Annotated in this window: 7 protein-coding genes; 4 read left to right on the top strand and 3 right to left on the bottom strand. The window is 50.4% G+C overall.

Annotated elements, in window-relative coordinates; translation table 11 throughout:
• Positions 1-267 precede the first annotated feature (267 nt).
• From trbA to trbC, 3 genes are read left to right on the top strand one after another with little or no spacing between them, the layout of a single operon-like run.
• Entirely contained in the window at positions 268-1,476 is a 1,209-nt protein-coding gene (gene trbA / locus HEN21_RS19510; protein WP_089559493.1) for an IncI1-type conjugal transfer protein TrbA, read from the top strand.
• Positions 1,477-1,494: 18 nt separating this feature from the next.
• Positions 1,495-2,565: an IncI1-type conjugal transfer protein TrbB gene (gene trbB, locus HEN21_RS19505; protein WP_089559495.1), complete on the top strand. Its 1,071-nt coding sequence runs from the start codon at positions 1,495-1,497 to the stop codon at positions 2,563-2,565.
• Positions 2,558-4,849, top strand: a complete 2,292-nt coding sequence (trbC, locus tag HEN21_RS19500) for an F-type conjugative transfer protein TrbC (RefSeq protein WP_089559497.1) — start codon at positions 2,558-2,560, stop codon at positions 4,847-4,849. Before trbB ends, trbC begins: the two co-directional genes overlap by 8 nt.
• Positions 4,850-4,885: 36 nt before the next feature.
• Here the strand turns inward: trbC and nikB are convergent, their stop codons facing one another.
• Both nikB and nikA read right to left on the bottom strand, forming a co-directional pair.
• The gene (gene nikB / locus HEN21_RS19495) at positions 4,886-7,585 is read right to left on the bottom strand and encodes an IncI1-type relaxase NikB (protein WP_011264053.1); all 2,700 of its coding nucleotides are present in this window, start codon (positions 7,583-7,585) and stop codon (positions 4,886-4,888) included.
• A gap of 10 nt (positions 7,586-7,595) precedes the next feature.
• Positions 7,596-7,928 carry an IncI1-type relaxosome accessory protein NikA gene (gene nikA / locus HEN21_RS19490; RefSeq protein ID WP_089559499.1) on the bottom strand — a complete coding sequence of 111 codons (333 nt, stop codon included), beginning with the start codon at positions 7,926-7,928 and terminating at the stop codon, positions 7,596-7,598.
• Between the two features lie 233 nt (positions 7,929-8,161).
• Here nikA and HEN21_RS19485 point away from each other — a divergent pair, with 233 nt between their 5' ends.
• Positions 8,162-8,497 carry a molybdopterin-guanine dinucleotide biosynthesis protein MobC gene (locus HEN21_RS19485; RefSeq protein ID WP_089559502.1) on the top strand — a complete coding sequence of 112 codons (336 nt, stop codon included), beginning with the start codon at positions 8,162-8,164 and terminating at the stop codon, positions 8,495-8,497.
• An 85-nt stretch (positions 8,498-8,582) separates the two neighbouring features.
• Here the strand turns inward: HEN21_RS19485 and HEN21_RS19480 are convergent, their stop codons facing one another.
• A complete protein-coding gene (locus HEN21_RS19480; RefSeq protein ID WP_089559504.1) occupies positions 8,583-9,431 on the bottom strand; it encodes a DUF4942 domain-containing protein in 849 nt (282 codons plus the stop codon).
• Positions 9,432-9,621: the final 190 nt, after the last annotated feature.

Here is a 9,621-nt window from a genome sequence, read left to right as displayed (position 1 = left end):
TTTGACATATTAGGGGCTATTCCATTTCATCGTCCAACAAAATGGGTGCAGTACATTGATAAAAAATCTCCAGGGGGCTTTCTGCTGTATACCATCCACAAAACGCTTTCGGCATACAGCCTCAAGCGTCCGCGGCTATTCTAACGACTTTCGTATCTGCAACAATCCTTTTATCGCACGGCTAATTCCTCTGGTTAGCTCTTATCGCCTGCAAATAAATTTTTAACCTTTCCGTTTGATTTAAATTCCAGAAATGGAGACTTTGTCATGTCTTACAATCGACAGCCTGTCGCAGAAGATCCTATGCAGATATGGGGCGCTGTTGGTGTCCTTCTTATCCTGCTGCTATTCGTCATATGGTTATTCTTGCCGGAAGTGGTTTACGCCAGCTGCCTGATTCTTCATACCTTATGGGGACTGGTCGACTGGGGACCATTTCATAACTATGCAGCACCACGATACAACCTGCTTGCCATGACCGGTAACAACGCCGCCAACATAAGCTATAGCCAGTGGGTTAACGTCATGGAGCAGACCATAGGTATTCTGTGGATGTACCTCTTACCTGTGACACTCTGGTGTTTGTGGGAATGGTATCAACATCCGGGGCAAAGCCGTTTCACCCGCAGACCAGTAGATATTACCCGACTGCCACACATCTTTGCTTCGTTGTCCCCTGCTATCGCTCCTGTACTGGCAGATGGTGATCCGGAAAAACTCTTTCATGGTGGTAAACGGCCTGAACGACGGGTTGCTCTCACCCCGGAAGCATTTGTCGAGCAGCATACTCTCATCACCAATATGCAGCTCGATGTTGCAGCTGCAAGACGATGTTTCATGGCCCAGTTGGGTAAACCTTTAACGTCCTGGAAAGACATGGCACCACATGAAAAAGCGCTCTTTGCCATATTTGGCCTTCAGTATTTCCTGGATGATCGTAAGGCAGCATTAAAGCTCATGGATACACTGAACCTCTCATGCAGAATTAAAAGCAAACGGGACAGCGGGAAATTCTGTACCCCTGTTTATTCACTGGCCAAATCAGCTTTCCAGAGAGTGATTAAAAGCAACGGAGCACAGCAATGGCTGAAACAACATCGCTACGTCCGCAGTGGGCTGGTCTGGCTGTATGCACATGACCTGCGGCTTACGCCACCCAACTGGATTTGGCTGAAAGGCGTGGACAGAACGCTCTTTTATGCATTACACCGCGCCAATACCACGAAAGGATTTATTGAAGGCGCTGGCGTGGTGGCCGTTGCACGTGCAGAGGCCGAAGCCATGCGTTTTGGCCTTCCCTGCCCTGACCCCTGTGTTGATGAAGCGGTGGAAGGCTTACGGCGGGATATGCTCAGTCTCGGTCTTATCTGGGATGAACCACAACCAGATCGCGACCGGAAACGCCGCATCCTGACCAACTGGTCCCTCACCGACGACATCCTGCCCCGTACACCTGCTACAGACAACGAATTCTGATTATCCGGAGAACTGAAAATGACAATCGAGTACTTTGCAACACGCATTGCAAAACATATTTCCGTGCAGGCAATCTGGCCGGATGGCAGGACAGAAATTATTGCCGTCCTTCCACGGGATACCCTGTCAGGGCTGGTAACACGAAATAATCAACTGATTCATATAGCCTTTGACGCCATGGGCACCCGTAACAGAGAAACCGTCCTGATTGATAAACAGGAGCATAACGCTGACCAGATACTTACAGCTATTGATTCCTGCCTGCGCCTTGAATACCTGATGGAACGCCGCTTCAGCAGAACACCTTTGTTCCGTGGCATAATCGCCAGCGTTGTGCTGTTCGTAATGGCAACGATTGGCTTCTCTCTGTTCCGCTATGTTGATCGTGTATTCTGGGACGATACAACGCCTGAAGCAGTACAGACAGCAGGTGAGCCACGACTGCTTCCCCCTCACCTGAATCACACTGTGCCATTAAATGAAGGCATTCAACTCCCGGTTCCCCCGAAAAAAGACGTCCAGGTACCGGAGAAAACAATCACAAGCAAAAATCCGGAAGCCGCAGCTGCGCGACATAATCTGGCTACTGTTCTGAAGCGGAACGCCGATCGGGGCATGTTTACCATCAACCTGTCATCCGGTCATGAACGAACCCTGTACGCATTTCTCGATCCTGCCTGTCCTAACTGCAGACTTCTGGAGCCGGCCTTAAAACGCCTGGCCAGCGACTTCAATGTCGTTATCTACCCGGTTTCAGTTATTGGTGGAGAGGAATCCACCGACCGTGTGGCACCACTGCTGTGTGAAAAAGATGCTCAGAAACGTGCTGCCGGCTGGCACCGACTGTATTCCGCAGATAACGGAATGATGACGCCATCAGAAGAAACAACGCCTGCAGATGAAACATGTCTGAAAGCAGCCAGAGCTGCGATTGATGTTAACAATGTCGCCTTCCGTAAGTTCGGATTTGCCGGTACCCCATGGGTGCTGTCCGACACGGGCTGGCATCTGCCTACTGGAATTCTGCAGGAAACTGGCACGCTTAATTTATTCCTGAAAACCACCGACAGCGAGTCTGGCCATGAGTGAACATCGCGTTAACCCCGAGCTTTTACACCGTACAGCCTGGGGAAATCCTGTCTGGAATGCACTCCAGAGTCTCAATATCTATGGCTTTTGCCTGGTGGCAAGTCTTGTGGCCAGTTTTATCTGGCCACTTGCATTACCGGCATGTCTGTTGTTCACACTGATAACAATGCTGGTATTTAGTCTGCAGCGATGGCGCTGCCCTCTTCGTATGCCCATGACGCTGGAATGTGCTGACCCGTCACAGGACAGAATGATTAAAAGAAGCCTTTTCAGCTTCTGGCCAACCCTGTTCCAGTATGAGGTCATCCTGGAGTCACCGGCCAGCGGCATATTTTATGTTGGTTATCAACGCGTCAGGGATATAGGTCGGGAGTTGTGGCTAAGTATGGACGATCTGACCCGCCATATAATGTTTTTCGCCACCACCGGTGGGGGTAAAACGGAAACCATCTTTGCCTGGGCGATTAACCCACTTTGCTGGGCAAGAGGATTCACCCTTGTCGATGGCAAGGCACAGAATGATACGGCAAGAACGATCTGGTATCTGGCCAGACGCTTTGGACGTGAAGACGATGTGGAAGTCATTAACTTCATGAACGGAGGAAAATCCCGCAGTGAAATCATTCTGAGTGGTGAAAAAACGCGTCCTCAGTCAAATACCTGGAATCCCTTCTGTTACAGCACTGAGGCATTCACAGCGGAGACAATGCAGTCAATGCTGCCCCAGAACGTCCAGGGGGGCGAGTGGCAGTCCCGGGCCATTGCCATGAATAAGGCACTGGTATTTGGTACTAAATTCTGGTGTGTGCGCGAAGGCAAAACAATGTCGCTGCAGATGCTCCGTGAACATATGACTCTCGAAGGGATGGCCAAACTTTACTGTCGTGGCCTCGATGATCAGTGGCCGGAAGAAGCTATCGCACCGTTACGTAACTACCTTCAGGACGTTCCCGGTTTCGACCTGTCGCTGGTCAGGACACCATCAGCCTGGACGGAAGAACCCAGAAAACAACATGCTTATCTCTCCGGGCAGTTTTCTGAAACTTTCAGCACATTCACGGAAGCATTCGGGGATATTTTTGCTGAAGATTCCGGTGATATCGATATCCGTGACAGCATTCACAGCGACAGGATTCTGATGGTAATGATCCCCGCTCTGGATACATCAGCGCATACAACGTCTGCTCTTGGACGAATGTTTATCACCCAGAAAAGTATGATTCTCGCCCGTGATTTGGGCTACCGCCTCGAAGGAACTGATTCCGATGCACTGGAAGTCAAAAAATATAAGGGGCGTTTCCCTTATCTGTGTTTCCTTGATGAAGTGGGGGCATACTATACGGACCGTATTGCTGTGGAAGCCACTCAGGTGCGTTCACTGGATTTTGCTCTGATTTTGATGGCACAGGACCAGGAACGTATAGAAGGACAGACAACAGCCACGAATACTGCAACACTGATGCAGAACACGGGGACAAAATTTGCCGGCAGGATTGTCAGCGAGGGTAGTACGGCCAGAACGCTGAAAAGCGCCGCCGGTGAAGAAGCCAGGGCGAGAATGAACAACCTGCAGCGTCAGGACGGCATATTTGGTGAATCATGGATTGACAGCCCACAAATCAGCATCCTGATGGAAAGCAAGATAAATGTTCAGGAGTTGATTGAACTTCATCCTGGCGAGTTCTTTTCTATTTTCCGGGGAGAAACCGTACCATCAGCATCATTCTTCATCCCTGACGATGAGAAAAGCTGCAGCAGCGATCCCGTTGTTATAAACAGGTATATCAGCGTGGATGCACCTCGCCTGGACCGTCTCCGCCGTCTTGTTCCCCGTACTACTCAACGTCGAATACCGTCACCGGAAAATGTCAGTGCCATCATTGGCGTCCTGACAGCAAACCCCTCCAGAAAAAGACGAAAAATTCGCACAGAGCCGCACACGATCGTGGATACATTCCAGCAACGCATTGCAGGACGTCAGGCGGCTATGGCAATGCTGGAAGAGTACGACACAGATATCAACGCACGTGAAAGTGCCTTGTGGGAAACAGCGGTGAATACGCTTAAAACGACCACACGGGAAGAGCGACGAATTCGCTATATCACGCTGAACAGACCAGAACTACCTGAAACAAAAGAGGAAAATCAGATATCAGTGAGAGCAGAAAGAGCAGGTATAAACCTGTTAACGCTTCCACAGGACAATAACCACCCGACAGGGCGTCCTGTAAACGGGTTTCATCATAAAAAAACCAACCGTCCGGACTGGGACGGAATGTACTGAACAGTGGCCGCGCCGGATTCTGGCGCGGCCTTTTTTTTAACCTGGAGAAGGCGGTTCCCAGCGTTTATCCTGCTCCGGCGGAGGCAGTGATGCGTCATCGTTGCTGTTCGCCGCGATATAATCGCGGTAGTAGCGTTCACTTCCTTCACGGTGATGATCCACGTCCGGTCGCGTAATCCTGTAGTCTTCGTGACCGGTACGGCCTGTCACATTATGCCAGGCAACCATTTCAGCAAAGACCTGGTTAAATTGTTTGTCGTTTCCTTCTGGTTCAAAACCCATGCGTGGATCACGCCCGAATAATACCGGTGCAATCAAATCCAGTTTATCTGCCAGCGCATTGCGGTCATGGTGATTACGGAAAACAACCCTGTCACCATAATCCGTACAGACAAACTCTCCCGTCCGACGGTCACGGAAACGAACACTCCCGTTCTTCTGCAGACGGGCCTCGAGATCACCGGTATTACCGTATACCGGCGTTCCGCCCGGTTCACAAAGCACGACACAGCGGTCTGTCGTCGTTGTGCGTGACCTGTCTTTACGGCGATCGCGATAATCCCAGCCTCTCAGCTGCGATACAGCAGCCCTGTCTCCCTGAGCAGCCTGAATTTCGACCCACTGACGGTAAGAGGGTGGATACCACTTCCCGTCAGCAATAAGTTTCTGTCGCTCATCCCTGATGTCTTCTTTCAGCCTTATCAATGCCTGCATTCGCTGAACTTCTGCAATGTGATAATGCAGCTTACGTAATGCCGGATCATCGTACTGCGCACGAATGTGTGACTTCCGCAGACGGCATGCCTGATGAATTTCCCGACAACGTTCCCCATAACGCAGATCTGGTTTACGCCATTGTTCACGCCATGCCAGATAGCGGGCACGCAGGTCAGCACGGGCCTCAGCTCTGGCTTCACGTCGCTGCCGGCGCAGCATTGGGTCACGTTTACTGCTGACCCCGTACCTGTCACTGACAGCCAGCTCCGGGTTATAGCGACTTTCAGGTTGCACCCTGTCAAACAAATCTGCTGGGGCACTCACAAAAGGTCCGGCCTGTGGCTCTGCACGCCCCAGTGTCAGATCAGGATGAATGCTGCTGGCCTTCACCGGCGTTTGCTCATGATTAAAGGCATCAACGACAACAAGCCCGTGATGTTGTTTCTGTAGCATCAGTCCCTGTTGTGCAAACAGCTCATGACAACGCTGCCAGGTAAACTCACCCTGTGTGATCATTTCTTCAATCTGAGGGCTACAATGGCTGATGCTGTATCCCCACAGACTTTCTTTGTCAGAAAACAGTTCGCGTTTGATAGCCCCCTGCGGCCCCGTGCCTGTACGCATACGGTGCCATTCTTTATCGGTCGCAGGACAGCTCTCCATACGACGACCACGGAAGCGTTCTGTTGGCGTAACCTGGCGGAAAATATCTGTTGGTACAGGCTGCCAGCCACCATCGAGTTGATTCACATTGTCGAGCGTCAGCAGCGACCATACGCTGTCAGCACGAACGGGAGTCTGGTTATGATCATAACCGTCACAGATAACCAGGTGACCATGCTGAACACGCATCCATAATCCCGCTTCAGCCAGTGTGCGGTGAATAGCCTGGCAGTTTTCCAGCCGTCCTTCCCGTGCCATTTCCGGCAGACGTTCTCCAAGGTGACGACAGGCATACTGCTGCAGACTTTCTGTTTCAGCGATTTTTTCCGGGCGAACATCAGCGGCAATGAAGTCCGGATTATAGCGTCCTGGTGCTTCCACCTGGCTGAAAATGTCTTTTGGTACTGGCGTGTAGTCACCCATTTTTTTCATGAGTTTTTCTGCACACCAGGAGGGACCAAACGAGTCAAGCTGTACACCTTCCCTGTTGCGATCCCAGCCATCCATCACCAGAAATTTTCCGTCCATCTGAGACAGGTACAGACCATCTTCCGCAAGACGACGATGCAGGGATAACCAGTCATTTACAGGTTCACTGCGTAAACCAGCGACCGCTGTCTGCGCGACATACTCGCGAAAAGTTTGTTTTTTTCCGCGTGTCCAAGCGTTCTGGCGATCACGTTCAACGGCAGTTTTGCGAACGATACGATTTCCCGGCGCATGGACCCAGCAACCGTTATCCGGAGCAAAACCATGCTTCAGTTCAAGCTCACGGCAGGCACGGCTGAGTTTTTCCTGACTCCATGAAAGGCAATTCAGATAACCTGTAACCGGATGTACCCGGTTGACCGCAACGTGAACATGCAGGTTATCAGTATCGGTATGTACGGCAGAAACATACTGATGTTCACCCAGCCCGAGGGATTTCAGGGTATGGCGTACACTGTCATAAATCTGTTCCGGACGCGGGCTTTCATGGGCCTGCCAGGAAAGAATGTAGTGAAAAACAGGATCAGTATTATCTTTCGCATAGTGTGCCTGCTGTGCAATGTACTCCATATCTGCAGCAGCAGTTTCAAGCGATGTACAGTTGTGAAAACAGGTCACACCGTAAAAGTTAACCCATTCGCAGCCGTCCTTCATGACATCAACCAGCGCCACGAATGACTCATTTCGAAGGCGTGTCGCATAATCAACAAGACGACTGAAACGGCTCCGGTGCGGTTGTTCAGCCTGCGAAGAAGAAGATAAATTCAGTTCCTCATCGGTCATGTCATCCCGGACCGAGACGTAGGACACCAGGTCTTCGAACGAAGACTTGCCGTCCCTTCTCTTTTTCGGAATGACTGCATTCACCGGAGAATCCTCAACCTTCCATTAACTGTTTACGCAATGTATTTGTAAGTTCGGTTATGGCAACAAGCACTTCTGCGTATTCCTTGTCACCGGTTCTTTTTCCCTGAACAAACAGATGCTTCTGCATCCTTCCCAGTCTCATTAACTCCTTCAGAAAAGCATCATCTGTACGGGAGTTAATTCGCTTATTCAGTGCTGCATTTCGGATGTAAGCAGATACAGTAAGTCCGGAATCTTCAGCTTTTTTCCTGATGGTTTCATCCTCACCAGGAGAGAATCTGAGTGTCCTGACAACTGTCTTTTGCCGTACCTCACTTTTCTTTCTTACCGCACTATCACTCACTTCAGGCTCCTTACGGGGTGTCGGGGCGAAGCCCTGACCAGATGGTAATTGTAATAGCGTCGCGTGTGACGGTATTACAATTACACATCCTGTCCAGTTTTTCATGCCATTATAGCCTGTTATTTTTGTGCATCATAGTCTTATGCAGACGGCAGAGGCAGGGCGCAGCCCTGCCAGGAGGCAGTTTTTGATGATAAAATCAGGCTTCAACATTAAACGGAGAGAAAGTGCCAATGGCTTCTAAAAAATTTTACTCAGATGATGACATCCAGCTGGCAAAAGCTGCCTTATCGGAATTGCCGGACCTCACTGCTCAACGGAAAACATTGCGTGATTTTCTTGATGCCATTCGTGATGACATCATTGTCCTGGTAAGGACAAAGGGTTATACACTGGCAGATGTTCGTGACACGCTCAAAAATGCAGGATATGAAGTAGGAGAGAAGGCACTTCGTGACATTATTCGGGAAGCAGAATCGAAAAAATCATCCCGCCGTTCTTCCTCTAAAACAGCACCTAAAAAGACAGATTCAGCCAGGAAAGATGGCATCGATATGAACAACAATTGATGTGACAATGTCACATCATGTTCTGAGATTATGATGATTACAGAAAAAAAAGCCCCGGCATAAATACCAGGGCTTTTCTGTTTAATCAGACTCGTGGCGGCAATGCACCAGGATAATGCCGTGCAATAATATCATTCAGTTTTTCAACAAGGTCAGGACGCTTAAAGACAATGTGTACGGTCCCTTTCTGGTAGCCACGCACCGTAAAATATTCCCCTTCTAACAGCTTACCGACATTGTCGCCGTTCCCGAGAAACTCACCATACTGCGCCCCGATGCTGCTCCGGAAGTCAGGAACGTTGCGCCCCTCCAGCAGATAAAACGGACGTACCAGGTCATCCAGTGCCTCCCGTCCGCTGCAGTCCAGCGTCACACGCCCGTTACTCCAGCGGTACAGCATGTTTTCAATAATGATTCTCTTGCCCAGACGGCAGGGATTATTGGTTCTGTAATCCCATGACAGTTTCCTGTAGACATCAATCAGTCCCTGTTCAAATGTCTGCATCTTACTGGCATTCAGATGGCGAAAAGTTGCCAGCACATTGTCCAGGGTGATTTCAGGACAGGTGTCGCTCATCAGCTGGCTGTTCCACTCATCACGCTGGCATGAACTCATGAAGGTGTACATCCCCGTATCCGTCATCAGGCGGTCCCAGATTTTCCGGTCGGCAAGACGGGTGATATTCTTTTTTGCTTCTTCCGGTTTATCCATGCACCGAACGGAGTCAGTCACGCAGTCTTCAAACCCGTAGAGAAAAATGTCACCGGAAGCATCGAGCAGAATCCTGCGCGCTGTCGCCAGGCATTCCATCGCCTGCATGAACAGTGCAATACCTTCGTTACGCTGCGCGATGATGCGGTCGATAGCCACAGACGGAATAACATCTGTCGTGCCGGCAGTATTCAGGTCAGCAGTGGGTAAAGTCTGATTCATCACATTGTCTCCTCATCGTCACGACTGCCGGGTCAGCCAGGTCATTTCCCGGAGGAGCGAAGCTCCTTCTGCCGTCCGGGTCTTCGGGGATTTCCCCGCAGTGGACCTTTCCGACGGGGGACGCTCACCACGTCACGGGGCAGTTGTCCGGGGGCAGACGCAAAAGTTTTTGACGCCTGCGGCAAAAAGT

This window comes from Escherichia sp. 93.1518 (assembly GCF_013368915.2).
Lineage (GTDB): Bacteria > Pseudomonadota > Gammaproteobacteria > Enterobacterales > Enterobacteriaceae > Escherichia > Escherichia ruysiae.
Note: the sequence above shows the minus strand (reverse complement) of the source record. Positions and strands in the feature narration are given on the sequence as shown.